The organism is Agrobacterium sp. 22-223-1 (assembly GCF_053522385.1).
The window spans coordinates 1,349,171-1,373,122 of sequence record NZ_JBNWCN010000001.1 but is presented as its reverse complement, the minus strand read 5'-3'; the positions used below and the strand labels follow the sequence as shown (position 1 = coordinate 1,373,122).

General features: G+C 59.5%; 24 protein-coding genes. 5 read left to right on the top strand and 19 right to left on the bottom strand.

Annotated elements, in window-relative coordinates:
* Nucleotides 1-2: 2 nt before the first annotated feature.
* The 15 genes from ACQZ60_RS06810 to ACQZ60_RS06740 form a co-directional block, all read right to left on the bottom strand.
* Nucleotides 3-713, bottom strand: coding sequence for a GntR family transcriptional regulator (locus ACQZ60_RS06810; RefSeq protein WP_080852138.1), 711 nt, complete (start codon nucleotides 711-713; stop codon nucleotides 3-5).
* Between the two features lie 163 nt (nucleotides 714-876).
* Entirely contained in the window at nucleotides 877-2,061 is a 1,185-nt protein-coding gene (gene lpxB, locus ACQZ60_RS06805) for a lipid-A-disaccharide synthase (RefSeq protein WP_448734956.1), read from the bottom strand.
* Complete coding sequence (locus ACQZ60_RS06800; protein ID WP_448734955.1) at nucleotides 2,058-2,924, bottom strand: LpxI family protein; 867 nt, start codon at nucleotides 2,922-2,924, stop codon at nucleotides 2,058-2,060. The genes lpxB and ACQZ60_RS06800 overlap by 4 nt, the downstream gene beginning before the upstream one ends.
* Before the next feature lie 3 nt (nucleotides 2,925-2,927).
* Nucleotides 2,928-3,743 carry an acyl-ACP--UDP-N-acetylglucosamine O-acyltransferase gene (gene lpxA / locus ACQZ60_RS06795; RefSeq protein WP_059752796.1) on the bottom strand — a complete coding sequence of 272 codons (816 nt, stop codon included), beginning with the start codon at nucleotides 3,741-3,743 and terminating at the stop codon, nucleotides 2,928-2,930.
* Entirely contained in the window at nucleotides 3,740-4,207 is a 468-nt protein-coding gene (gene fabZ, locus ACQZ60_RS06790; protein ID WP_003521400.1) for a 3-hydroxyacyl-ACP dehydratase FabZ, read from the bottom strand. Before fabZ ends, lpxA begins: the two co-directional genes overlap by 4 nt.
* Nucleotides 4,200-5,267 (bottom strand): UDP-3-O-(3-hydroxymyristoyl)glucosamine N-acyltransferase, encoded by a 1,068-nt coding sequence (gene lpxD, locus ACQZ60_RS06785; protein WP_448734954.1) that lies wholly within the window; start codon nucleotides 5,265-5,267, stop codon nucleotides 4,200-4,202. The genes fabZ and lpxD overlap by 8 nt, the downstream gene beginning before the upstream one ends.
* Nucleotides 5,268-5,316: 49 nt before the next feature.
* Nucleotides 5,317-7,641 (bottom strand): outer membrane protein assembly factor BamA, encoded by a 2,325-nt coding sequence (gene bamA, locus ACQZ60_RS06780; protein WP_448734953.1) that lies wholly within the window; start codon nucleotides 7,639-7,641, stop codon nucleotides 5,317-5,319.
* Nucleotides 7,642-7,840: 199 nt separating this feature from the next.
* Nucleotides 7,841-8,962, bottom strand: a complete 1,122-nt coding sequence (rseP, locus tag ACQZ60_RS06775; protein WP_448735322.1) for an RIP metalloprotease RseP — start codon at nucleotides 8,960-8,962, stop codon at nucleotides 7,841-7,843.
* 49 nt (nucleotides 8,963-9,011) lie between these two features.
* Entirely contained in the window at nucleotides 9,012-9,845 is an 834-nt protein-coding gene (locus tag ACQZ60_RS06770; protein ID WP_003521405.1) for a phosphatidate cytidylyltransferase, read from the bottom strand.
* The gene (locus ACQZ60_RS06765; RefSeq protein WP_035260567.1) at nucleotides 9,845-10,588 is read right to left on the bottom strand and encodes an isoprenyl transferase; all 744 of its coding nucleotides are present in this window, start codon (nucleotides 10,586-10,588) and stop codon (nucleotides 9,845-9,847) included. Before ACQZ60_RS06765 ends, ACQZ60_RS06770 begins: the two co-directional genes overlap by 1 nt.
* A gap of 65 nt (nucleotides 10,589-10,653) precedes the next feature.
* Nucleotides 10,654-11,211 (bottom strand): ribosome recycling factor, encoded by a 558-nt coding sequence (gene frr, locus ACQZ60_RS06760; protein ID WP_003521407.1) that lies wholly within the window; start codon nucleotides 11,209-11,211, stop codon nucleotides 10,654-10,656.
* 63 nt (nucleotides 11,212-11,274) lie between these two features.
* On the bottom strand, nucleotides 11,275-11,997 hold the full coding sequence (gene pyrH / locus ACQZ60_RS06755; protein ID WP_003502561.1) for a UMP kinase: 723 nt from the start codon (nucleotides 11,995-11,997) through the stop codon (nucleotides 11,275-11,277).
* A 97-nt stretch (nucleotides 11,998-12,094) separates the two neighbouring features.
* Nucleotides 12,095-13,021, bottom strand: coding sequence for a translation elongation factor Ts (tsf, locus tag ACQZ60_RS06750; RefSeq protein WP_003521408.1), 927 nt, complete (start codon nucleotides 13,019-13,021; stop codon nucleotides 12,095-12,097).
* Between the two features lie 358 nt (nucleotides 13,022-13,379).
* Complete coding sequence (gene rpsB, locus ACQZ60_RS06745; protein ID WP_003496241.1) at nucleotides 13,380-14,147, bottom strand: 30S ribosomal protein S2; 768 nt, start codon at nucleotides 14,145-14,147, stop codon at nucleotides 13,380-13,382.
* 192 nt (nucleotides 14,148-14,339) lie between these two features.
* On the bottom strand, nucleotides 14,340-15,182 hold the full coding sequence (locus ACQZ60_RS06740; RefSeq protein WP_448734952.1) for a cell envelope integrity EipB family protein: 843 nt from the start codon (nucleotides 15,180-15,182) through the stop codon (nucleotides 14,340-14,342).
* A gap of 116 nt (nucleotides 15,183-15,298) precedes the next feature.
* Between ACQZ60_RS06740 and ACQZ60_RS06735 the strand changes: the two genes are divergently transcribed.
* From ACQZ60_RS06735 to ACQZ60_RS06720, 4 genes are read left to right on the top strand one after another with little or no spacing between them, the layout of a single operon-like run.
* On the top strand, nucleotides 15,299-15,769 hold the full coding sequence (locus tag ACQZ60_RS06735) for a RidA family protein (RefSeq protein ID WP_448734951.1): 471 nt from the start codon (nucleotides 15,299-15,301) through the stop codon (nucleotides 15,767-15,769).
* Nucleotides 15,766-16,506, top strand: coding sequence for a glycerophosphodiester phosphodiesterase (locus ACQZ60_RS06730; protein ID WP_059752787.1), 741 nt, complete (start codon nucleotides 15,766-15,768; stop codon nucleotides 16,504-16,506). The genes ACQZ60_RS06735 and ACQZ60_RS06730 overlap by 4 nt, the downstream gene beginning before the upstream one ends.
* The gene (locus ACQZ60_RS06725; protein WP_448734950.1) at nucleotides 16,503-17,696 is read left to right on the top strand and encodes a GNAT family N-acetyltransferase; all 1,194 of its coding nucleotides are present in this window, start codon (nucleotides 16,503-16,505) and stop codon (nucleotides 17,694-17,696) included. The genes ACQZ60_RS06730 and ACQZ60_RS06725 overlap by 4 nt, the downstream gene beginning before the upstream one ends.
* A 22-nt stretch (nucleotides 17,697-17,718) precedes the next feature.
* The gene (locus ACQZ60_RS06720; RefSeq protein WP_003496252.1) at nucleotides 17,719-18,150 is read left to right on the top strand and encodes an HIT family protein; all 432 of its coding nucleotides are present in this window, start codon (nucleotides 17,719-17,721) and stop codon (nucleotides 18,148-18,150) included.
* A 176-nt stretch (nucleotides 18,151-18,326) separates the two neighbouring features.
* On the opposite strand, the gene ACQZ60_RS06715 is transcribed toward ACQZ60_RS06720, so the two are convergent.
* Nucleotides 18,327-19,178 carry an urea carboxylase-associated family protein gene (locus ACQZ60_RS06715; protein WP_448734949.1) on the bottom strand — a complete coding sequence of 284 codons (852 nt, stop codon included), beginning with the start codon at nucleotides 19,176-19,178 and terminating at the stop codon, nucleotides 18,327-18,329.
* 110 nt (nucleotides 19,179-19,288) lie between these two features.
* Between ACQZ60_RS06715 and ACQZ60_RS06710 the strand changes: the two genes are divergently transcribed.
* Nucleotides 19,289-20,152 carry a LysR substrate-binding domain-containing protein gene (locus tag ACQZ60_RS06710; protein ID WP_448734948.1) on the top strand — a complete coding sequence of 288 codons (864 nt, stop codon included), beginning with the start codon at nucleotides 19,289-19,291 and terminating at the stop codon, nucleotides 20,150-20,152.
* Nucleotides 20,153-20,164: 12 nt separating this feature from the next.
* Here ACQZ60_RS06710 and ACQZ60_RS06705 read toward each other — a convergent pair whose 3' ends face one another.
* The 3 genes from ACQZ60_RS06705 to clpA form a co-directional block, all read right to left on the bottom strand.
* The gene (locus ACQZ60_RS06705; protein ID WP_020810566.1) at nucleotides 20,165-20,509 is read right to left on the bottom strand and encodes an AzlD domain-containing protein; all 345 of its coding nucleotides are present in this window, start codon (nucleotides 20,507-20,509) and stop codon (nucleotides 20,165-20,167) included.
* Complete coding sequence (locus tag ACQZ60_RS06700; RefSeq protein ID WP_020810567.1) at nucleotides 20,506-21,264, bottom strand: AzlC family ABC transporter permease; 759 nt, start codon at nucleotides 21,262-21,264, stop codon at nucleotides 20,506-20,508. Before ACQZ60_RS06700 ends, ACQZ60_RS06705 begins: the two co-directional genes overlap by 4 nt.
* 170 nt (nucleotides 21,265-21,434) lie before the next feature.
* Nucleotides 21,435-23,948 carry an ATP-dependent Clp protease ATP-binding subunit ClpA gene (gene clpA, locus ACQZ60_RS06695; protein WP_003521419.1) on the bottom strand — a complete coding sequence of 838 codons (2,514 nt, stop codon included), beginning with the start codon at nucleotides 23,946-23,948 and terminating at the stop codon, nucleotides 21,435-21,437.
* Nucleotides 23,949-23,952 lie beyond the last annotated feature (4 nt).

Here is a 23,952-nt window from a genome sequence, read left to right as displayed (position 1 = left end):
AATTACTCCTTGGGGCTTGAGGAAAGAGGCTGAAGTGAAAGGGAATTGCGAAGCTCGTAGAGCGGATCCGGCCTACGGGTGAGATCGAGACCGGTTTCGACTTCGTCGAGATGGCGGATGGCGAGTTCGGCGGCGCCATGAAAATCGGCAGCCTTGATCGCCTCGAAGATGCGGCAATGTCCGTCATGCGACTGCTGCGCATGGAAATCGGACTGATAGAGCATGGAAATGAGGATGGTTCTCGCCGTCAGGTCGCGCAGCGTTTCGACGATGATCTCGTTGCCGGCGATTTCAGCGATGCGAATGTGGAAATCGCCCATCAGGCAGGTCAGGCGCTGGCGGTCGCCTTTGGCAATCGCCGCCTTTTCCTCATCGAGATGATCGGCGAGGATGGCGATGCCTTCCGGGCTGACTCCGGAAAGATTGCGCAAGAGCCCATATTCGATGATGCGCCGTGCTTCATAGACCTTGATGGATTCTTCGGCGGAAGGCTCCACCACGAACCAGCCCCGGCGCGGGCTGACGGTGACGATGCCGCGCGTCTCCAGCCGCATCATCGCTTCGCGAATGCGCGTGCGCGACACGCTGAAAAGGCTGGCGAGCTGGTTTTCGCTGAGGCGGGTGCCCGGACGGATGCGCGCGGAAAGGATGCCGGAGATGATGGCGTCTTCTACCGCGCTCTGGGCGCTTTCTGATGTATGGCTATCTTGCATACAAGATTGAAAGCAAGAGGTGTGCCAGACGGAAATTTATGGGCCGGGAGCCATCCGATGGTCAGCCGTTTGCCGCACTAACGATCAAATGCAGTAAAATCGCGCCCTCGCCTGCCTGCATCGATAGCAGGACGGCAGCCCGTGGGAGAGAGTGCTTATATGATTATTGTGAGGGACGAGCTTTGCTCTTCAGGACATCGAGAAGAATGCGCGCGCCGGTTTCGCCCGGAGGCACATCCGTATGCAAACGCTGCTGCACGAGTGCATATCCTTCGAGCATCGCCTGCCGCTCAATGGTATCGGAAGACAGACGCTCTGCCCAGCGCAGCATCGAGCCTGCCCTTACCACCTCGTTGAAATATTCCGGCACGACGGCGTAGTCGGCAATCAGGTTCGGCAGAGCCCCTGTCCAGGTCTTTACCCGCTTGCTCAGCATGGTGAAAATCCAGTCGGTCTTGTAGACCGAGATCGTCGGCACGCCCGCGAGTGCGAGTTCCAGAATGACCGTGCCGGAAGCGGCTATGGCCGCATCGGCTTCAGCAAATGCATTCCATTTAAAAGCGGAATCGATACCGATTTCGGGTCTGATATCCTCCGGCCATGACGCCGCCAGTTCGCGGATGCGTTTTTCCTGACGCGGCACGGTGGGCGACACGAACCGCGTCGGACCGTTGCGCTCGACAAAAGCTTTCGCCGCCGCCTGAAAAGGCTCCATCAGCCGCGTCGTCTCCGTGGAGCGCGACCCTGGCAGGAGAAGAATGGTCTTCGGTTCGCCATCCGCCGGTACAGAACGTTCCGCCCGCCTCTGGCGCACTGCCAGCACATCGGGGTCGACGCTGAGGCGATGACCGACAAAGGTTGTTGGCGGGCCACCGAGACGGCGCATGGCTTCCGACTCGAAGGGCAGCAAAGCCAGCACGTGATCGACATAGGAGAGCATCGCGGTGGCGCGATATTCCTTCCACGCCCAGACGCTGGGGCAGACGTAATTGACGACCGGCAGATGCGGCAATTGCTGCCGGACTTTTTTCGCAACGCGATGGGTGAAATCCGGGCTGTCGATGATCAGCAGAATATCGGGCTTTGCGGCGGCGATTGCCTGAGCGGTCTGGTTGATCCGCGCAATGAGCTTCGGCAGTTTTTTCAGAACCTGCGTAAAGCCCATGATGGAGAGTTCGGAATAGTCGAACAGGGAAACCAGTCCCTGCGCTTCCAGCGCCTCGCCGCCGACCCCGACCAGCTCGACAGACCCCGTATATTGGGCCTTAAGCGAGCGGATCAGATCCGCACCCAGAAGATCGCCGGATACTTCCCCGGCTATGACCGCCACTTTTAATGCCGCCGTCATCCGATCATGTCTCCGCCAAGTGATGTATCGATGCCGCAGATGAATATGCCCGCCTCATCGGCCGCTTTCAACATCGCCTCACGATCGAGCACCAGCGCCCGCCCGGCTTCGACGGCGATGCCCGCCAGCCCGGCTTTTCGCGCATTCTCCACCGTTTCCACACCGATTGTCGGCAGGTCGGCGCGCACATCCTGCTGCGGCTTGCAGAGCTTTACGAGCACACCCCTGCGGCGCGGGGATATCCGTCCTTCCGCGCGCAATGCCGCGACACGAGCCAGCATGGCATCCGTGCCCTCGACGCCTTCCAGCGCGACGATACGGCCACCGACGGCGACCGCGCCCTGCCCCACATCGAGCTTGCCGAGCGCAAGCGCGGCCTCAGCCGCCTTGCGTATATCGCGGAGATCATCCTCGACAGGTTTTTGCGTACCGAAAGGGCCTATAGCGGCCAGCAGGCCGGGCGCGATCTCGTGAGCGCCGATGACTTTTGCGCCGAGCGTGCCGATGATCTTGATGACCATCTGCAGAACGGCGTCGTCGCCGCTCGACAGCAGTGTCCTGACAATGGACGGCAGTTTGAGCAGGATGCCGAGCGTGGGGCGGATCTCGCGCCATTCCGGCCTCCGCGCCACACCACCGGATAGCACGACACGGTCTACCCGGTTTTCGCGCAGCAGACGGCCAAGCCCGGCGACATCGCCGACACTGATGACGGCATTGTCGAAACCGCTCCAGTCGAAACGGGAATCATCGCGCAGGCGCACGATGAAAGGGTTCTCGCCCATCTCACGGGCGGCGGCCGCCACATAAAGCGGCAGCTGGCCGCTGCCGGCCACAATGGCGAGACGCCCGCCGCCTGTCACGGCTCACTTGCCCCGGTTGGGCGAAGAGATCGCGCGGTCGCTATCCGCACCGATGAAATCGATGACTTCAAGCGCCTGCGGGCAATCCAGATAGTCGTTACGGTCGATGGCCGCCGCATTGCCGCGGATCGTGCCCTCAGCCTCGAAAATCGCCTTGTAGACGCGCCTGACCTTGTGGATATCGGCACGCTCGATGCCGGCACGGGTCATGCCGACGACGTTCAGGCCGCCGAGGATGCCGGGATTGCCATTCAGCATGCCATAGGGAATGACATCGTAATTGACCGCCGAAAGTCCGCCGATGAAGGCCTGACGGCCGATGCGGGTGAACTGGTGTACGGCACAGCCACCGCCGAGAATAGCGCGGTCCTCAATGGTGACATGGCCCGCCAGCATGACATTGTTGGACAGCACGATGTGGCTGCCGAGGCGGCAATCATGCGCCACATGCGAATTGGCGAGGAAGAGATTATCGTCACCGATAATGGTCTTGCTGCTGCCATCGGAACTGCCGGCGTTCATCGTCACGCCTTCACGCATGATGCAGCGCTCACCGATCTCGAGGGTCGTTTCCGAACCGTCGTGGCGAATTGCCTGCGGCGTCCCGCCGATGACCGCCATGGGATGGACAACCGAACCACGGCCGATGACGGTCAGGCCGGAAACAACGGCGTGATTGTGCAGCTGGACACCGTCATGCAGCGTGACTTTCGCACCGACATAGCTCAGCGCACCGATGACGACGTTTTCACCGATCACCGCACCGTCTTCGATCACGGCGCTCGGGTGAATTCTGGCCGAGGCGGCAATCGTGCTCATTGCTGATCCTCGGGGATCATCATGGCGCCGACATCGGCCTCCGCCACCAGCGCGCCGTCCACCTTCGCCTCGCAATGGAATTTAAAGACATTGCCGCGCTGGCGCTGCTTGACGACATGGATTTCCAGACGATCGCCGGGGATCACGGGCTTGCGGAAACGCGCATTGTCGATTGTCATGAAGTAGACCAGATGACCGCCCTCACCCTGGCTGCGAGCGCAGATCGCACCCGCCGTCTGAGCCATAGCCTCGACGATCAGAACGCCCGGCATGATCGGCCGGTCCGGGAAGTGACCGGTGAAATGCGGCTCGTTGACCGTCACGTTCTTGATGCCAATCGCCGAGTTGTTACCGTCGATCTCGATGATCTTGTCGATCAGCAGGAATGGGTAACGATGCGGCAGAAGCTTCATGACTTCCAGAATGTCAGCCGCGCCGAGCGCCGTCTTCGTTTCTTCAGTCATTGTTTTTCTCTCCTGTTTTTTTATCACGCCCTTCAGCGCGCGCCAGAATTTCGGCCATGTCGCGCAGGAAATATTTCATCGGACGCGCGGGCGTGCCGCCATAACGGGCGCCTGCCGGAACGTCCGCCACAACACCGCTCATCGCCGCGATCTGTACGCCGTCGCCAATGTTGATATGGCCATTGATGCCGGCCGCGCCGCCAATCATCACGCCGTCGCCGATGCGCGTGCTGCCCGCAATGCCGACCTTGCTGACGATGCCGCAATGGCGGCCGATGCGGACGTTGTGGCCGATCTGGACCTGATTGTCGATCTTGGTGCCTTCGCCGATGACCGTGTCATCCATGGTGCCGCGATCGATCGTGGTGTTGGCGCCAATCTCGACATTGTCCTGAATGATGACCCGGCCGATCTGCACGATCTTCAACATGCCGCGCGGACCGGGCGCATAACCGAAACCGTCCTGGCCGATGCGCGCGCCGTTATGGACAATCACATTATTACCGATGAGGGCTGCAAGAACGCTTGCGCCGCCGGCAATGGTGCAATCGCGCCCGATCTGTACATCCTGCCCGATGATGACGCCGGGACCGATGCGCGTGCCCGCGCCGATATGGGCGCCAGCTCCAATCACGGCGAGAGACTCGACGATGACGCCCGCCTCCAGCTTTGCGGAAGGATCGACATGCGCAGCATGGGAAATTTCAGCTTCCATCCGCGCGATTGGACCCGGACGCATGGCGGAAGGATGCAGCAAGGCACCCACCTGCGCAAAAAGCGTGTGCGGGTTTTTCGATATCAGCGCAGGCGTGTGAGACGGAAGCATGTCTACAAGTGCGGCGTCACAAATGACGGCGCCAGCGTCGCAGGTCTGCAACTCATCGCGGTTCTTGCGCGAAAGAATATAGCAGAGCTGATCGGGTTTTGCCCGGTAGACCGGCGCAACGGACCGAATGATCCGCTCTCCCGCCGCGTCATCAGACAGTTCCGCCCCAAAACGGTCTGCGATATCTTTCAATCGCAGTCCCTCGTGGGGCGGAAAAAAGGCGTTGTATTCCATCAGCCGGAAACTCCAGAACGTTCAAAGTTGCAGTTCTGGACTGCCGATATCAGAAAGTGTTGGACATGCCAAACCGGAAACGCTGTTCCTCGTCGTAGTCTTCCTTGGCGAAAGGCACGGCGTAGTCGACGCGGATCGGACCGAAGGGCGACGCCCACATCACGCCGATACCGGCGGATGCGCGGATGGAGTTGTCGTCCTTCACACCTGCACTGTTGGCGACCTTGTTGCCATACAGCGTGCCGGCATCCACGAAACCAGCGAGACGCAGGCCGAAATCTTCCGGAACGCCAGGCATCGGAGCCGTGACTTCAGCAGAAGCGGCGAAATAGGTCGTGCCGCCGATGGAGTCGGAACCGATACGCGGACCGATACCATCGTTCTTGAAGCCGCGAACCTGACGACCGCCAAACTTGAACTGATCGAAGACGAGCAGATTGTCGCCCGTCGGCATCACGTGACCGGCCTGGCCGGTGAGCGAGCCGATGACATCGTACTCGTCAGACAGCGTGTAGAAGAAGCGAGCCTTGGCGTAAATCTTGTAATATTCGGAATCGCCGCCGAGACCTGCAAATTCGTTCGTCAGAGCAGCCTGCCAGCCTTCACGCGGCATGTTGCGGTCGTCGAGCGTATTGTAGTTCAGCGTGTTCGAAATGATGGACTGTGTCCAGTCACCGCCACGGATCAAGTCCTTGTAGGGCTCGGCAAGGTTGCTGCCGGTTTCCCAGTCGCCCTCACCGTCATAATTGATCTGCTTATAGGTGTATTTGAACGTCGTCGAGAGGTCCTCGGTGATCGGCGCGGTCACGCGCAGCGAGAAGCCCTGCTCGTCGTAGTCATAATAGTCTTCGCTGCGGCTCTGGCTCTTGAACAGGTCGAAACCTGCGGCAAGACGGTAGCCGAGGAAATAGGGTTCCGTGAAGGACAGCGTGTAGGTACGCGCATCATCTTCACCCGCACCGGCGGCGAGACGGATGTACTGGCCGCGGCCGAGGAAGTTCTTTTCTTCGATGGAGGCTTCGAGCAGCACACCGTCGTTCTGCGAGTAGCCGGCGCCGATACCGAACGAACCCGTCGACTGATCTTCTACGTCAACAACGATAACGACGCGGTCAGGCGCGCTGCCGCCGGCGGTCGAAATATTGACCTTCGAGAAATAGCCGAGCGCTTCGAGACGGCGCTTTGCAGCCGTGATGACCGTCTGGTTGAACGCATCGCCTTCGGAAATATCGAACTCGCGACGAATGACGTAGTCACGCGTACGGGTGTTGCCCCGGATTTCGATACGCTCGACATAGGCGCGCTCGCCCTGGTCGACGATGTAGGTCACACCGATGGTGTTGCCAGCCATATCGCGGTCGCCGCGCGGCGTTACGCGGGCAAAGGGATAACCTTCGCCGGCCACGCGCTTGGAAATCGCTTCCATGCTCTGCTGAACTTCCTTGGCGCTGTAGCTCGCACCCTGGCGGGTCTCAACGAGGCCCTGCAGTTCGGAACCATCGACGCCGGGAACGGTCGATTCGACGGCGACATTGCCGAAATCGTATTTCTTGCCTTCATCTACCGTGATCGAGATGGTGTATTCGTTCTTGGATTCATCCAGAACCGCATCGGAGGAAACGACACGGAAGTCGGCGTAACCACGGTTGTAATAGAACTGGCGCAGCGCCTCTTCGTCGGCGCGCAGCTTGTCCTCGTTATAGACGTCCTTACGCGTCAGGAACGACAGCATGTTGGACTTCTTGGTATTGATAACGGCAGCCAGACGACCGTCGCTATAGGCATTGTTGCCAATGAAATCGATGCGGCCGATCTTCGTGCGCTCGCCTTCATTGATGACGAAAGCAATGTTCACACGGCCCTGACCGACGGAAACGGTCTGCGTGGTGACTTCAACATCGCTACGGCCGATGGCGGCGTAGGCTTCCTTGATGCGGGCAATATCCGCCGTCACGATGGCCTGATTGAACGGGCCGAGGGACTGGGTCTGCACGACGCCGGCGAGCTTGTCGTCCTTGATCTTACGGTTACCGTTGAAGACCACCTGGTTGACGAGCTGGTTCTCATTGACGGTCACGACCAGCGTGCTGCCGGAAACGCGCATGGAGACATTCGAGAAATAACCGGTGGCGTAAAGACGCTTCACCGATTCATCGATGTCCGAATTGGAAAAGTTCTTACCCGGCGCAATGGTGATGTTGGAACGCACGGAGTCCGCACCGGACCGGTCGGCCCCGCGAACATCGATCCTGCTGATGACGGCCGCATTTGCAGCGCCAGCAGAGGCAAGCACGCCAAGGCCCGCAACCGAAGCAACACCGGCAGACAGAGCAACCGCCGACACAGCGTTCAAAAATCTTGAACCAGCCTTCATTTCAATTCTTACCTTTTTACGTTGTCCCTCAGCGGGCGGAACCCGACTCCGGCCATGTGCGTCGTTTTACCTGCTTTTCCCCTACAAGCAAGCGCGAACGTTAAATTCTGTTTACTTCGTGCTCCAGAGTGGCTCATTCGCCACTTCGGCATAAAAACAAGGTAAACAAATAACTAACAAAACCGTTAAAACACAATCCTCAGCCGATCAAGCTGCTGATATCATTCCATGTTGCAAAAACCATAAGACCCAAAATCATCATCATCCCGATACGGAACGCGACTTCCTGCGCTCCCGCGCCAAGCGGCCTGCCGCGAATGGCCTCGATGGCGTAGAACACCAGATGCCCGCCATCCAGAACCGGCACAGGCATCAGGTTCAAAAGACCAATGGAGACGGAAAGAACGGCGGCAAGCTGGATAACAGCGGAAATGCCGAGCGTCGCCATCTGGCCGGACGCCTGCGCCACACGCACCGGACCACCAAGCTGATCGGCATTCATGCGCCCTGTCACGAGATTGCCGATATAGTTGAATGTTCCGGTAATGACGTGGCCAGTTTCCCGCACGCCTTCGACCAGCGCCTCGGACGGCGAATATTCGATATGGCGGAAATTGCCGCTGGTCTGGTCGGTGACGATGCCGATAATGCCCATTTCCAGCTTGTTGCCGAACTGGTCTGTGGTTTCGGTGCGGGTCGGGACCATCGGCAGCTTCAGCTCCTCGCTCGCCCTTTCGACCGTCACCGTGATCGGCGTGCCCGGCCGGATGCCGACGTAACGGCGGACATCCTCGAAGGTCATCACTTTTTCGCCATCGATCGCGATGAGCCGGTCGCCGGGCTGCACGCCGGCGGCAGCCGCCGCGCTGTTTTCACGGACTTCCGCCACGACCGGATCGGCGATCATGCGACCGTAAATGCCGAAGAGCACCGCGAAGATGAGAATCGCGAGAATGAAATTGGCGATCGGGCCTGCGGCAACCGTGGCCGCCCTTTTCCACAGCTTAGCGCCGGAAAGCGTCTGCGCCCTCTCCTCCAGCGACATATGCGACAGGCCGGAACTATCCGGCTTGCTCGCTGCATCCTCATCGCCGAAGAACTTGACGTAACCGCCGAGCGGGATCGCGGAAATCTTCCATCGCGTGCCGCGCTTGTCGGTGAAGCCGATCAACTCCGGGCCGAAGCCGATGGAAAATGCGGTGGAGCGGATGCCGCACCAGCGACCGACCAGATAATGGCCCATTTCATGGACAAAAACGAGCAGCGACAGCACCAGGATGAAGGGCACGATATAGCCGGTCAGAAAGCCGGTCGCCGCCATTACTGTGTTCATGACAATCTGCCCTTTGTGTCGTGACCTTTCGCGCCGCTCAGAAACCCGGCAACAGACCGCCGCCCGATCCGGGCACGTCGCCGGTTGCCGCCGCATGCACGAAAGCAATGAGGAATACCGTAAAGCAGGCGAAAACAAGACCGTCGACACGGTCCATGAAGCCGCCATGGCCCGGAATGAGATGACTGGAATCCTTGACCTGGAAACGCCGTTTCACGAAGGATTCGAAGAGATCGCCGATCTGGCTGAACACCGAGAGGATAAGGGCGAGCCCCAGCACCAGCACGCTGATCCTGCCGTGATAGGCCATGGACACCGCGCCGCCGCCGATCACGGCCGCTACCGCCCCGCCGATGGCGCCGGACCAGGTCTTGCCGGGCGAGATCGAAGGCGCAAGCTTCGGCCCGCCAATGGCGCGTCCGACGAAATAGGCGAGAATATCCGTCGACCAGACGACGGCGAAGATAAACAGGATGGACACGAAGCCGGTCAGCTCGTCGCCACGGATGGCTGCCAGCGATATGCCGCTCAGGCCCGCATAAAAAATGCCGCCCACCAGCCACCAGTTCCTGCCGCGCAAAATTGGAAACAGCGCCGCCGTCAGCGTGAAGCCGGATAAGAGCGGCAGATCGAGCGAGGATTCTCCGAATATCGTATTGCCGGCGATGACGGCGACCGCGAACCAGCCCCAGGCATTGCCCGTCGAATTGGTCTCCGACAGCCGGGTAATCGTCGACCATTCATAATAGATGAGGATCGCCAGGAGGCCCGCGACGATGCGGAACAGAATGCCGCCATACCAGGTCGCGGCCAGAATGACCGCCGCCATGACGATTGCGGACACGATCCGCAGTCTGAGTTCACGGCTCATCAGGCGCCTGCCACGGCAACCTGCTCGGTGAGTGCACCGAAGCGGCGGTCACGCGTTGCATATTGCTCGATTGCGAAGAAGAATCGCTGGCGGTCGAAGTCCGGCCAATATTCGGGAACGAACAGGAACTCGGAATAAGCGGCCTGCCAGAGCAGGAAGTTCGACAGGCGCTCTTCGCCGCTGGTGCGGATGATGAGATCCGGATCGGGCATCCCCGACGTGTCGAGTCTGGCCGAAATCATCTCCGGCGTGATGGATTCGGCATTAAGCCGGCCTTCGGCGACATCGCGCGCAATCGCCGCTGTCGCACGCGCAATCTCGTCGCGGCTTCCGTAGTTGAAGGCGATCACCAGCGTCAGCTTGGTATTGTCCGCCGTCATCTGTTCCGCCTCTTCGAGGAGAGAACGGATGTCGTGCTTCAGCCCCTGCCGGTCGCCGATGATCCGCACGCGGACATTTTCGCGGTGCAGTTCCGCAAGATCACGCCGGATGAAGGCTTTCAAAAGCCCCATCAGATCGCTCACCTCGGATTCGGGTCTGCGCCAGTTTTCCGACGAGAAGGCAAAGAGCGTGAGATAGCGTATTCCGCAATCGCCGGCCGCGCGCACGGTCTCGCGCACGGCCTCCACACCGCGGCGATGCCCCATCACGCGCGGAAGACCGCGCTGCTTTGCCCAGCGTCCATTGCCATCCATGATGATGGCGACGTGCTCGGGTATGGAGGAACGTGTCGTCGTCGGCATATCGATCCAGTAACAGGGCAGCGCGGAATTAAAACGAATAAAATACAGGTCTATCGCGAACGATATCAGACCTGCATGATTTCCTTTTCCTTCTCGGCAAGCAAGCGGTCAATTTCCGAAATCGTGTCATCGGTCATTTTCTGAACCTTTTCCGACTGTCCACGGCTTTCGTCCTGACCGATGTCACCGTCCTTTTCGGCTTTTTTCAGACCATCCATGCCATCACGACGCACATGGCGAATCGCCACCTTGGACTTTTCGGCATAATCGTGGGCGACTTTGACGAGCGATTTGCGGCGCTCCTCGTTGAGTTCAGGCAGAGGAATGCGCAGGTTCTGGCCGTCGACGATGGGGTTGAGGCCGAGATTGGATTCGCGGATCGCACGGTCGACGGCGTTGACCATCGACTTGTCCCAGATGTTGACGCCGAGCATGCGCGGCTCCGGAACGGTGATATTCGCAACCTGGTTCAGCGGTACGCGCGAGCCATAAGCCTCGATGGTGACCGGATCGAGAATATTGGCCGAAGCGCGGCCGGTGCGAAGCGATGCGATATCGCTCTTGAATGCATTGATGGCGCCGTCCATACGGCGCTTGATATCGTTGAGGTCAACACCACTCATCTTGATACTCCATCTTGTCGGCCAAGCCGGCCGTAATCGCCCCTTGAGGCGGCATCGTTTTGATTATTTGTCGTGCACGATGGTCTTGCGGCCGCCGCCGGTCAATATCTGCGCAAAACCGCCCTTCTCGTGGATCGAGAAAACAATGATCGGAATATGGTTTTCGCGGGCAAGTGCGACAGCTGCGATATCCATGACCGCAAGGCCCTTGCCGAGCACCTCGCTATGGGTCAGCTCGTCGAAACGGGTCGCCGTCGGATCCTTCTTCGGGTCGGCGGAATAGATGCCATCCACCTGCGTGCCCTTGAAGATGGCTTCGGCGCCCATTTCCGCAGCGCGCAAGGCCGCGGCAGAATCAGTGGTGAAGAATGGGTTGCCCGTGCCGCCGGCGAAAATTACCACGCGCCCCTGCGCAAGATGATGGAGCGCCGCACGCTGCGAGAAGCTCTCACAGATTTCAGGCATGGCGATTGCGGACAGAACGACGGTGTCGATGCTGAGCTTGCGCAGCGAGGTTGCGAGCGCCAGCGCGTTGATGACGGTCGCCAGCATGCCCATATGGTCGCCGGTAACCCGGTCGCCGCCCTTGGAGGCCACGGCAACGCCGCGGAAAATATTGCCGCCGCCGACGACAACGCCGACTTCGACGCCCATCGCCCTCGCCTCGGCGATATCGGAAGCGATGCGGTCAGCCACCGCCACATCGATACCGAAACCCTGATCGCCCATGAGGGCTTCGCCGGAAGCCTTGAGAAGAACGCGTTTGTAGATCGGCTTGGAAGACATCATGACTCCTCGGAAATGTAACCGAAACGCGGATACACGAAGGGCACCGCGTTGTCACGCGATGCCCTCCCGTTTTCCCAAGATTGGGTAAATATAATCAGCCCTTGGCGACGGCTGCGACTTCGGCTGCGAAATCGCTTTCTTCCTTCTCGACGCCATCGCCGAGCAGCAGGCGAACCATGCCCGTCACTTCGATGGAAGCGCCGGCTTCCTTTTCGGCTTCCTTGACGGCAGCGCCGACGGTCAGGTCCGGGTTGATGACGAAAGCCTGCGACAGAAGGGCGACTTCTTCGAAGAACTTGCGCATACGGCCATCGACCATCTTTTCGATGATGGCTTCCGGCTTGCCGGATTCGCGGGCCTGTTCGATGAAGACGTTGCGCTCGCGCTCGGCAACGGCGGCGTCGACTTCTTCAGCGCGGATGGCGAGCGGGTTGGTCGCAGCGATGTGCATGGCAACCTGGCGGCCGATGGAGTTCAGAACGGCCTTGTCGCCTTCCGACTTCAGGGCAACGAGAACGCCGAGCTTGCCGATGCCGTCGCCGGCAGCGTTGTGGATGTAGGTCGCAACAACGCCGTGCGGAACTTCGAGCGCTGCCGAGCGGCGGAGCGTCATGTTCTCACCGATGGTCGCAATCGCGTCCTTGATGCTGTCGGCAACGGACTTGCCGGTTGCCGGATAGGTGGCAGCGGAAACAGCGTCAACGGTGCCGTTGGTGGTGAGGGCAACCTGGGCGATACCGCGGATGAGGTCCTGGAACGCATCGTTACGGGCAACGAAGTCGGTTTCGGAGTTCAGCTCAACGACGACAGCCTTGTGACCCATGGTGGCAACGCCGACCAGACCTTCGGCAGCCGTGCGGCCGGACTTCTTGTCGGCCTTTGCGATGCCCTTGGCGCGCAGCCAGTCGATCGCCGCTTCCATGTCGCCATTGGTCTCAGCAAGAGCCTTCTTGCAGTCCATCATGCCTGCGCCAGACTTTTCGCGCAGTTCCTTCACCATTGCGGCTGTGATTTCGGTCATTGTTTGCCTCTTATCGGTTCGATCGGTCAGCCGGCGGAATTTGCCGTGCCGAAGTTCTGGGTGATGACTGTACCCGGCCGCACACCCTTTGAAACCGGAGAGGATTTCAGGAAAGGGGCATGCGCATTCCCAAGTGCTGCGGCGTCTCCATGCATCGAGATGATGGGTGCCGCTGAAGTATGACAGCGTTATGAAGACTGCCTTCCGTTTCAACCGCATCGGACGCCAGCGATTTCATAAAAACGTGGCGGAGCGCTTGAAACGAACAAGGCCGTCAACCCATTGAAGGTCTTTGACGGCCTTGTCATATCCTGGTCGAGGAGACGGCGACCGAGATCGCCGCCAGACAGGGCCTATATCAGGCGCCAGCCTCGTCTTCGAGAGCGGGCTCGATCGGAGCTTCTTCCGAAGCGCCGATGTCGCGGCCGGAAGCGCCCTGCTGACGGGCGATACCGTCGATGGCAGCGCGGGCGATCAGGTCGCAGTAAAGCGAGATGGCGCGCGAAGCATCGTCGTTACCCGGGATCGGGTAGTCGATGTGATCCGGGTCGCAGTTGCTGTCGATGATCGCAACGACCGGAATGCCAAGACGCTTAGCTTCTTCGATCGCGATCTTTTCCTTGTTGGTGTCGATGATGAACATCAGGTCCGGAACGCCGCCCATATCGCGGATACCGCCGAGAGCCTTTTCAAGCTTTTCGCGTTCGCGCTCGAGGTTCAGGCGTTCCTTCTTGGAGTAGCCGGAAGCTTCCGAGTTCAGGATCTCGTCGACCTTGCGCAGGCGCTGGATCGAGTTGGAGATGGTCTTCCAGTTGGTCATCATGCCGCCGAGCCAGCGGGAGTTGACGTAGTACTGGGCCGAACGCTTTGCGCTGTCGGCGATGATTTCGGACGCCTGGCGCTTGGTGCCGACGAACAGAACGCGGCCGCCGCGAGCGACGGTGTCGGACACGACCTGAAGGGCGCGCGACAGCATCGGAACGGTCTGAGCCAGGTCGATGATGTGGATGTTGTTACGGTCGCCGAAGATGTACGGCTTCATCTTCGGGTTCCAGCGGTGTGTCTGGTGGCCGAAGTGAACACCAGCTTCCAGAAGCTGGCGCATAGAAAAATCGGGCAATGCCATGCCTTGTTACTCCTTTTCCGGTTTAACCCCCGCGAAGCGAACAGCACCGATTTTCATCGATACCACCGGGCGGAACGGACCGGATTTCTCCCGGAACATCCCAAGCTTCGCGTGTGGAATGGTGAGCCGCATACAGTCGCCCGCATGAAAATGCAAGCATTTATGCGAAAAAACCGCAGAAATAGCCGCCTTTCAGCGGACAGGCTTGTTTTCGCAGGTTTCGGGCTTGAGAATATCGAGCTTCGCAAGCTTTCCCGTCAGAACGAAATCGCCGTAATCCATCGTCAGGTCGCGGGTGATTCCGTTTTCGTAAAGCTTGAACGACATGCGGTAGATCGGCAGCGCGTCGGTGCCCGTCTTGTCGTTGTAATAAGCGATGGTCACCGGCCAGAATGCAGCCTTGGCGAAATCGCCCGCCTTGCCGGCCTCGGCATCGCCGTCCTTCGGCATCTGCGACTTGCCGACGAGGGTGGAGGTGATCAGGCTTTCGTCGCCGTCATCCGAACCGTCGAAAATGCGGGATTCGAAGATGCGTTTTCCCTGTTTGGCATGTTCGATGACCTGGAACATGTGTTCCGTTGGAAATTCGCTGGCGACGAGACTGACCTGGCGGGCATCCGGACGGGTCAGATCGACCTTCACGCCCTCATTGCTGTCGATTGCAGCGCCCTGCACTTCCTTGTCCAGCTTGTCGTCGGTGTAGGACTTGGTTTCGAAGGTGAATTTCTTGGCCGTGAGATCCTCGAAGGTCGTTGTCTGCTGGTCGGTCATGCGCACGGCATCGCCGGTGTTGATCTGCGTTACGAAACGGAAATCCGTCTTGTAGCCCTGACAGGCCGAGCCGGTGAACTCATAGACCATGCGCCCCGTCATGCCCTCGATGCCGGATCGATCGGACGCATCCTTGAGTTCGAGATCGTAGACGGCGCGGTGGGCGACGAGATCGGGAACCGTGACCGGCAAGGCATTGGCAGCGTTTGACAGGCCGGTCATAAGCCCTGTTGCGGCAACGAAACCAAGCGTCCTGACAAACATACAATATCTCCTGTTGGACTCGCCGCTCATATTGTACAAGCAACCGCCCGGCTTTTGGATCAACATCTTCTGAATGCCGGATTCTTGAAGGATTTACAACAAAACCGGAGACGAAAATGTCGGACGTCATCGAAGGCCGCCTCAAGGAACTTGGCTTTACGCTCCCCGTAGCCGCAGCACCAGCCGCAAACTACGTTCCATTCACCATCAGCGGCAATCTGCTTTATGTATCGGGTCAACTGCCGATGGAATCGGGCAAGATTGCGGTGACGGGCCTCGTTGGCCGCGATGTCGACGTGCCAGGCGCCCAGCGCGCGGCCGAACTTTGCGCCGTCAACATTCTCGCACAGGTCAAGGCCGCGTTGAATGGCGACCTCTCGAAAATCCGCCGCGTCATCAAGCTGAATGGCTTCGTCGCCTCGGTTCCGGAATTCATCGAACAGCATCTCGTCATCAACGGCGCCTCCAATCTCATTGCCAATGTTCTCGGTGAGCCCGGCAAACATGCCCGCGCCGCCGTCGGTATGGCCTGCCTGCCCTTCAATGCCGCCGTCGAGATCGACGCCATCGTGGAAATCGACGTATGACGCTGAAACTCTCCTGGCTGACGGCTGAGCCCGTCGCCCATCGCGGTTATCACGATCTCAATAAGGCGGTCTGGGAAAACACGCTTTCCGCCTTTTCCCGCGCCATCGAGGCCGGTTTCGCCATCGAATGCGACGTGCAGTTGGCGGCCGATAGTGTGCCGGTGATTTTTCACGACGACGACATGGCCCGCCTGACCGGCATCAAGGGCGATGTGCGCGAACGCACATCGGCCGAGCTGTCGCTTCTTGCCGTCGGCCAGACCGGGGACCGGGTCCCTACCCTCAAGCAGCTTCTCACGCTCTGCGCCGGCAAGGTGCCGCTGGTCATCGAGCTGAAAGGCCGCGCCGGTGAAGGCGTCGACGACGGTTTTGCCGAGGCGGTGCTGGAAGACCTCGAGGGCTATAAGGGCCATGTGGCACTGATGAGCTTCGACCACCATCTGCTGAAGGATCTGAAGGCGGCCGGCTCGCCCTGGCCGCTCGGTCTCACCGCCGAGGGCGACAAGCCGGAAGACTTCTTCAAACATGACGAAGCGATGCAGATGGGTCTCGATTTTATCTCCTATCATTGGGGTCATCTGCCCAACAGCTTCATCGAGGCGCAAAGAAAACTTGGCCTTCCGGTGATTACCTGGACGGTCAGGGATGAAAATGCGCGCGAGACTACCTATAAATATGCGGACCAGATGACATTCGAAGGTTTCGACCCGAGAGAGAACCCGTCCGCCACGGCATGACAGAAGACTATTCCATCAGTATCGCGCAATCCTTTGGGGATATCGATCCGGAAAGCTGGAAACGGCTTTCCGGAACGTCGCGCAATACATTAGGAAAATATTATAACCCATTTATTTCCCACGAATTTTTATCCTCGATGGAGGATTCCGGATCGGCGACTGCCAAGACCGGCTGGCTCGGACACCATCTGCTTCTCGAAAACGCGTCCGGCGGGCTGGTTGGGGCAATACCTGCCTATCTGAAGAACCACAGCAAGGGCGAATATGTCTTCGACCATGGCTGGGCGGATGCTTTTGAACGGGCGGGTGGGCACTATTACCCGAAACTGCAATGTTCAGTGCCCTTCACACCGGCAACCGGGCCACGGCTGCTCGTTTCGGAAAACGAAAACGAGACACGCTTAAAGGCGTTACTGGCCTCCGGTCTCGCGCAGGTGACTGATAAGATCGGCGTCTCCTCGGCACATGTCACATTTCTGGAAGAGAACGATCTTTCCGCCCTTCTGCCCCGCGATTTCCTGCACAGGACCGACCAGCAGTTCCACTTCATCAATGACGGTTATCGCGACCACGGTGATTTTCTCGACGCCCTTTCTTCGCGCAAGCGCAAGGGGCTGAAAAAGGAACGCCGCGCGGCGCTGGAAAACGGCATCGAGATCGACTGGCTGACCGGAAGCGACCTGACCGAGGATATCTGGGACCAGTTCTTCGCCTTCTATATGGATACCGGCAGCCGCAAATGGGGCCGGCCCTATCTGACGCGGGAATTTTATTCGCTGATCGGCGAGCGCATGGCCGATGATGTGCTGCTGGTGATGGCGAAACGCGAGGGGCGCTATATTGCCGGCGCGATCAATTTCATCGGCTCGGATGCGCTTTATGGCCGCCACTGGGGCTGCATCGAGGATTACCCCTTCCTGCATTTCGAGGTCTGTTATCATCAGGCGATCGATTTCGCGCTTTCCAGGGGATTGAAACGGGTGGAAGCGGGTGCGCAGGGCGAACATAAGCTGGCGCGCGGTTACATGCCCGTCACCACCCATTCGGCGCATTTCATTGTCCATCCGGGCCTGCGCCGCGCCATTGCCGATTATCTTCAGCGCGAGCGCGAGGAAGTCGAGCATATCGGCGATTATCTTGATGAACACACGCCCTTCCGCAAGGGCGAGAGACAGGAACCGGACGTATAGTCCGCCATGAGGAGAGATCACGATGACGGCCAGCGCTTATGACGACAACAATATCTTTGCGAAAATCCTGCGCGGCGAAATTCCGAGCCACAAGCTTTATGAGGACGAGCACACGCTGGCCTTCATGGATGTGATGCCGCAGGCCCCCGGCCATCTGCTCGTGGTTCCCAAGACCGGCTCCCGCAACCTGCTCGATGCCGACCCGGAAGTGCTGGCGAGGACCATTCCCGTCGTGCAGAAACTCGCCGTGGCGGCAAAGGAAGCCTTCGATGCGGATGGCGTCTTCATCGCGCAGTTCAACGAACCGGCGGCTGGGCAGACCGTTTTCCATCTGCATTTCCACGTCATTCCGCGCAAGGAAGGCGAACCGCTGAAGCCGCATTCCGGCGTGATGGCCGATGGCGAGGTATTGAAGGCCCACGCGGAGAAGATAAAGGCCGCGCTTGCTTCGTGATGGTTGCATAGCAGGCGCGTATCCTGCAAAGCGTAGCACATCCTCACGCCGTCACCCCGGACTTGGTCCGGGGTCCAGTGCGATCAAGTCCTTGATTGCGAGAGAGTCTTCTTACGGCGCAGACGCGTCGTGGCTGGATGACGGATCCAGTCCGGCAGGAGGACAATGGTGTTTTGTCACTCCAAAGGCCGATACGCATTCCTTTCCGGCCATGGCCAGCCTTCAAGCACCGCCATATCCGGCCGGAATATTTCCACCTTCAGCGGATAGCAGGCTGCCGTATCGCTCGAATGCGTGGCGCTGCAGTCACCGCCCGGGCAGGCGGAAAGCGCGCCGATAAGATCGATCTCGGCAAAAAACTCCAGATAATCACCCGGCCGCACCGGGCTCGCCTTCATGAAATATTGGTGTGTGTCGCGGGTGAAACCCGTGCACATGAAGACGTTGAGGACGTCATGCACATGCGGCTCCGCCTGCCGGAATGACAGGCCCTTGGCGGAGGCCAGCGCATTGGTCAGATTGGAATGGCAGCAATGGTGGTAGTCGCCGCCGCTCAGGAGCTTGTTGGTATAGGGATCGCAGCGTGTGCCGATCACGTCATGCACACCGCCGCCGTCTTCGTCGAAGCCATACCATGATAGCGTATCATGCGTGATCGTCGCCATCGGCCGCAGGGACGGCAGGTTGCTCCACAGCCGGTTGCCGACCGAAACATGGGTGGCGTGCAGGGCGCGGGTCTTGCCGCTGAAAAACCGCTCGGTCAGATCATGGGCGTTCCAGAGGTTCAGGTCTCCGACCTGCGGACCTTCAACGCTTACGATGCGAAAGAAATGCCCCTTCGGCACATGAAAGGTGCGGCCGTCACGCGGCGGCACGATGACCTCATCGATTTTTTCCATGCTTCGTTTGGCTTCTTCCAGACGTGCGAGGTCCGGCATTTCAAGCGTCCCGTTCGGATAAACGACAACAGGACGGACGGCGCGGCGTTCAGCGGCGTCGACGGGTTCGGCGGCAGGCATGGGGGTCATAAAATCCTCGGGCAATCAAAATCTCGAGGCGAAATTGCGCCATGTGTGCCCGCCTGACAAGACGGGTTTTTCTTGCGCTCAGCCCAAGTCTTACTTACCCTTGAGACACCATGAAATTACCGCCGCTCACCACCCTCCGCGCATTCGAAGCCGCAGCCAGAAGAACGAGTTTTTCTCTGGCTGCGCAGGAACTCGGCATGACGGCGACTGCCGTCAGCCAGCATGTGCGCAATCTGGAGGCCTGGCTCGGTGTGGCGCTGTTCGAGCGGCATGCGAGGGGTGTGAGGCTTACCCGGGCCGGAAAGGAATTCGGCACGACGGTTTCGACCGCCCTACGGCAGATCGCCTCAGGTGCCACCCGGATCCGTCAGGGCCATGACCGCATGACCGTTCGCCTTGCCAGCCTGCCCTCTGTCGTGGCTCATTTTCTGACGCCTCGCCTGCCTCGCTTTCGGGCGCTTTACCCCGATATACAGGTATCCATCAGCTATTCCGGCGCGCATCACGCAATACCGGCCGATCTCACCATAGGACATGGCATCGCCTCCGGGGAAAATGCGGTAGCGCTTTTCAGCGCAGAGACGCGGCCGACATGCGCGCCGGGCTATGCCGCTAAATTCGGTCCTTTCGACAATGTTGACAGCCTGTTACGAGCGGAATTGCTGCATGACGACACCGAGGCGGCTTGGCAGAACTGGTTCGCAGTCGGGGGAATATCCCTGCCCGATAACGCCGGTCCGGTTTTCGCGGATTTCAATCTGCTCGTGACCGCTCTCAAAGCCGGTCAAGGCATCGGCCTCTGCCCGACGGCGCTGCTTCACGACGAGATTGCCGAAGGTCGACTGACCGTGCTCTTCGACCGGGCGGCGGATACGGAGAAATATTACTGGCTGATGGAAGCCGAAGAGATGACCGCACCGGCTAGACTTCTTGCGGATTGGCTTGTTGCGGAAGCCCGAGAGAGCGGTCTCTGACATAAACCAATCTCAGAAACCGAGCGCGAACAAACCACCCGCCAGAAGCAGGATCGGCACCGCCACGCCGACGATGACGCGCTGGCCTGCCATCAGAAAAGCGATGAAACCGAGCGCGGCAGCGCCGATGCGCAGCCAGAGGGGTGAGGCTTCCAGCGTTCCGGTTGGAAAGACGATCAGCTTGGCGGTGACGGCCATGACGAGTGCGGTGGCGACTGCCCTTACCCAGTGCAGCGCTTCGGAATCCTCCTTCAGGCGGTTACCGGCGAGAACGCCGAGCCAGCGCCAGAGATCGGTCGCCAGCCAGCCGGCAATCGCGATGAAGAGATAGGGCGCCCACCAATGTTCGGTCATCATGGTTCGCTCTCCGGTGAAACGGGTTTTATCCGACGGCGGAACACGAGGCGGTCGATCAGATAGGCCGCCGTGCCTCCGCCTATCCCGGCATAGAGAATATCGAATTCCGGTGCGATGACCGCGAAAGCGGGCCCGGCGATGACGCCGATGACGAAGGCGACCTTGACGACGGAATGACGGGCCGAAGCCCAGATCGATGCCACAAAATAGACCGGTGTGAGAAAAAACAGCACGCCGGCGACAAGCGGCGGAAAGGCGGCGACAACGCCGTAACACAGGCCGACGATGATGGCATTGACCACGGTAAGCGTCATGCCAAAACCAGCAAACCAAGCGGCGCGGGCTTCACGCGGCACCCTGGAAAGATTCTGCGTGGCAAAGACCCAGGCGGTGATCGCAACAAAATGCGAGAGAAACAGCAAAATCCATGTCGGGGTCTTCGCGCCGCGCATTTCCGGAACGATGGAGGCGACCATCGGCATCATCCGTACCGAAGACAGCGTCACCGCCAGAAAGCAGGCGGCAAGATTAGCTCCGCCGACCATGGAGCCAATCAGGATCATCTTGGCCGGCAGGGCCCAGATCATCAGCGTCATGAACACGGCTTCACCGCGCGCGACACCCGATTCCAGCGCGAAAGCGCTGAAACCGACGAAAGATGTCATCAGAATGAGCGAGGGCAGCGAAAATATGCCCCGCATTCCCCGGAAAAACCAGCCGCTCAGGGGGATGGTATCGCTGTCGGCAGTCTGCATTGCTGACCCACTTGTGCATGTCACCCGAAACTGTGCCGCAGATTCGGGGTAACGTCATGCATAAAACAAAAAACAAAACGCGCCGGAGGTATCAGGGAAAACGCGACGCGCTTCATACATGAAAATGCCGGGCTTTCGCCCGGCATCGGTTTATCGGTCGAAGACCTTGATCATTTCTTCTTCGGCACTTTCGGCACCGCATTGGTCTTGCGCCGCGGCTTGCTGTCCTCGTCCGACTTGTCGGCCTCGGCAACAAGGACATCCGCCTCTTCATTGGCCTTCGCCGCCTTGGAAGCAGGTTTCGTCTTGGCCTTTGCCTTGCCGGGCGATTTGGCCGCCTTCAGTTCGGCCTCCGGCTGCGGCTTCACGGGTGCCGTCTCCGGCAGGACCTCGAGTATGAGACCTTCGGAGCCGTCATCCTTCTTGCCGACGGTGACGCTGACGACGCCGCCCTTCTTGAGCTTGCCGAAGAGGATTTCATTGGCGAGCGGCTTCTTGATGTTTTCCTGGATCACGCGCGACAGCGGGCGGGCGCCCATCTTCTCGTCGTAACCCTTCTCCGCCAGCCAGGAGATCGCATCTTCATGCAGATCGAAGGTGACGTTGCGCTCAGACAGCTGGGTTTCCAGCTGCATGACGAACTTCTGCACCACCTTGTGGATGACGGCAGTCGGCAGCGGCGAGAACGGAATGATCGCATCCAGACGGTTGCGGAATTCCGGGGTGAACAGACGGTTGATTGCCTCTTCATCCTCGCCCGTGCGCCGGGAAGAACCGAAACCGATGGCGGATTTCGCCATTTCGGATGCGCCCGCATTGGTCGTCATGATGAGGATGACGTTGCGGAAGTCGATCTTCTTGCCGTTATGGTCGGTCAGCGAGCCATGGTCCATCACCTGCAACAGAATGTTGTAGATGTCCGGATGCGCCTTTTCGATTTCGTCCAGCAGCACCACGGAATGCGGGTGCTGGTCGACGCCGTCGGTCAGCAGACCGCCCTGATCGAAGCCGACATAACCGGGAGGTGCGCCGAGCAGGCGCGACACGGTATGACGTTCCATATATTCCGACATGTCGAAGCGCAGCATCTCGACGCCGAGCGAGGCGGCAAGCTGCTTGGCCACTTCCGTCTTGCCGACGCCCGTCGGGCCGGAGAAGACATAGGAGCCAATCGGCTTGTTCGGTTCACGCAGGCCCGCACGTGCCAGCTTGATGGCCGTGGCCAGCGCTTCGATGGCGATATCCTGACCGTAGACGACGGAACGCAGTTCCTTTTCAAGGTTGGCGAGAACCATCTCGTCGTCCTTGGAGACCGTCTTCGGGGGAATACGGGCCATCGTCGCGATGGTGGCCTCGATTTCCCGCTCGGTGATCAGCTTACGGCGCTTGGAGGCCGGCAGCAGCATCTGCGCCGCACCGGTCTCGTCGATCACGTCGATCGCCTTATCCGGCAGCTTGCGGTCGGAAATGTAGCGGGCCGACAGTTCGACGGCAGCCTTGATCGCCTCGTTGGAATATCTCAGGTGATGATAATCCTCGAAATAAGGCTTCAGCCCCTTCATGATCGCGATGGCGTCATCGATGGACGGCTCATTGACGTCGATCTTCTGGAAACGGCGCACGAGCGCGCGATCCTTTTCGAAGAATTGCCGATATTCCTTATAGGTGGTCGAGCCGATGCAACGGATCGCACCCGAAGACAAAGCAGGCTTCAAGAGGTTCGATGCATCCATCGCGCCGCCGGAGGTCGCGCCCGCACCGATGACGGTGTGGATTTCATCGATGAACAGAACCGCGCCCGGATATTCCTCAAGCTCCTTGACGACCTGCTTCAGCCGCTCTTCGAAATCGCCGCGATAGCGGGTTCCGGCCAGCAGCGTGCCCATGTCGAGCGAGAAGATGGTGTCGTTGGCGAGCGCTTCCGGCACCTTGCCTTCGACGATACGCTTGGCGAGACCTTCGGCAATCGCCGTCTTGCCCACGCCCGGATCCCCCACATAAAGCGGGTTGTTCTTGGAGCGGCGGCAGAGGATCTGGATCGTACGGTTGACCTCGTCGTGACGGCCGATCAGCGGATCGATCTTGCCGTTTTTCGCCTTTTCATTGAGGTTGATGCAATAGGCCTTCAGCGCATCCTGCTGCTTCTTGGCGGACGATCCGTCTTCCTCGGGATTGCTGCGGCTCGCCTTGTTTTCGCTTTCCGGTTCATCGGCACCGCGCGGCGTGCGCGTCTGCGACGTGCCGGGGCGCTTACCGATGCCGTGGGAGATGTAGTTGACCGCGTCGTAACGGGTCATCTCCTGTTCCTGCAGGAAATAGGCGGCGTGGCTTTCGCGCTCGGCGAAAATGGCCACAAGCACGTTCGCGCCGGTCACTTCCTCGCGGCCGGACGATTGAACATGGATGACGGCCCGCTGGATGACCCGCTGGAAGCCGGATGTGGGTTTGGAATCCTCGTCGTAACCCGTGACGAGGTTCGTCAGTTCATTGTCGACGTAATCGCTGACAGTCTTGCGCAGCGCATCGAGATCGACATTGCAGGCGCCCATCACGGCTGCGGCATCCGCGTCGTCGATCAGCGCCAGAAGGAGATGTTCCAGCGTCGCATATTCGTGGTGACGCTCATTTGCAAAGGTCAGTGCCTGGTGCAGCGCCTTCTCGAGACTTGGGGAAAAAGTTGGCACGTTG

Excerpts from the sequence above, each read along its gene's own strand:
- ACQZ60_RS06810 (WP_080852138.1), bottom strand. The coding sequence starts at position 713 with ATGCAAGATAGCCATACATCAGAAAGCGCCCAGAGCGCGGTAGAAGAC.
- lpxB (WP_448734956.1), bottom strand. The coding sequence starts at position 2,061 with ATGACGGCGGCATTAAAAGTGGCGGTCATAGCCGGGGAAGTATCCGGC.
- lpxA (WP_059752796.1), bottom strand. The coding sequence starts at position 3,743 with ATGAGCACGATTGCCGCCTCGGCCAGAATTCACCCGAGCGCCGTGATC.
- fabZ (WP_003521400.1), bottom strand. The coding sequence starts at position 4,207 with ATGACTGAAGAAACGAAGACGGCGCTCGGCGCGGCTGACATTCTGGAA.
- lpxD (WP_448734954.1), bottom strand. The coding sequence starts at position 5,267 with ATGGAATACAACGCCTTTTTTCCGCCCCACGAGGGACTGCGATTGAAA.
- bamA (WP_448734953.1), bottom strand. The coding sequence starts at position 7,641 with ATGAAGGCTGGTTCAAGATTTTTGAACGCTGTGTCGGCGGTTGCTCTG.
- rseP (WP_448735322.1), bottom strand. The coding sequence starts at position 8,962 with ATGGCGGCGACCGGCTTTCTGACCGGCTATATCGTGCCCTTCATCCTG.
- ACQZ60_RS06770 (WP_003521405.1), bottom strand. The coding sequence starts at position 9,845 with ATGAGCCGTGAACTCAGACTGCGGATCGTGTCCGCAATCGTCATGGCG.
- ACQZ60_RS06765 (WP_035260567.1), bottom strand. The coding sequence starts at position 10,588 with ATGCCGACGACGACACGTTCCTCCATACCCGAGCACGTCGCCATCATC.
- frr (WP_003521407.1), bottom strand. The coding sequence starts at position 11,211 with ATGAGTGGTGTTGACCTCAACGATATCAAGCGCCGTATGGACGGCGCC.
- pyrH (WP_003502561.1), bottom strand. The coding sequence starts at position 11,997 with ATGTCTTCCAAGCCGATCTACAAACGCGTTCTTCTCAAGGCTTCCGGC.
- tsf (WP_003521408.1), bottom strand. The coding sequence starts at position 13,021 with ATGACCGAAATCACAGCCGCAATGGTGAAGGAACTGCGCGAAAAGTCT.
- rpsB (WP_003496241.1), bottom strand. The coding sequence starts at position 14,147 with ATGGCATTGCCCGATTTTTCTATGCGCCAGCTTCTGGAAGCTGGTGTT.
- ACQZ60_RS06740 (WP_448734952.1), bottom strand. The coding sequence starts at position 15,182 with ATGTTTGTCAGGACGCTTGGTTTCGTTGCCGCAACAGGGCTTATGACC.
- ACQZ60_RS06735 (WP_448734951.1), top strand. The coding sequence starts at position 15,299 with ATGTCGGACGTCATCGAAGGCCGCCTCAAGGAACTTGGCTTTACGCTC.
- ACQZ60_RS06730 (WP_059752787.1), top strand. The coding sequence starts at position 15,766 with ATGACGCTGAAACTCTCCTGGCTGACGGCTGAGCCCGTCGCCCATCGC.
- ACQZ60_RS06725 (WP_448734950.1), top strand. The coding sequence starts at position 16,503 with ATGACAGAAGACTATTCCATCAGTATCGCGCAATCCTTTGGGGATATC.
- ACQZ60_RS06720 (WP_003496252.1), top strand. The coding sequence starts at position 17,719 with ATGACGGCCAGCGCTTATGACGACAACAATATCTTTGCGAAAATCCTG.
- ACQZ60_RS06715 (WP_448734949.1), bottom strand. The coding sequence starts at position 19,178 with ATGACCCCCATGCCTGCCGCCGAACCCGTCGACGCCGCTGAACGCCGC.
- ACQZ60_RS06710 (WP_448734948.1), top strand. The coding sequence starts at position 19,289 with ATGAAATTACCGCCGCTCACCACCCTCCGCGCATTCGAAGCCGCAGCC.
- ACQZ60_RS06705 (WP_020810566.1), bottom strand. The coding sequence starts at position 20,509 with ATGATGACCGAACATTGGTGGGCGCCCTATCTCTTCATCGCGATTGCC.
- ACQZ60_RS06700 (WP_020810567.1), bottom strand. The coding sequence starts at position 21,264 with ATGCAGACTGCCGACAGCGATACCATCCCCCTGAGCGGCTGGTTTTTC.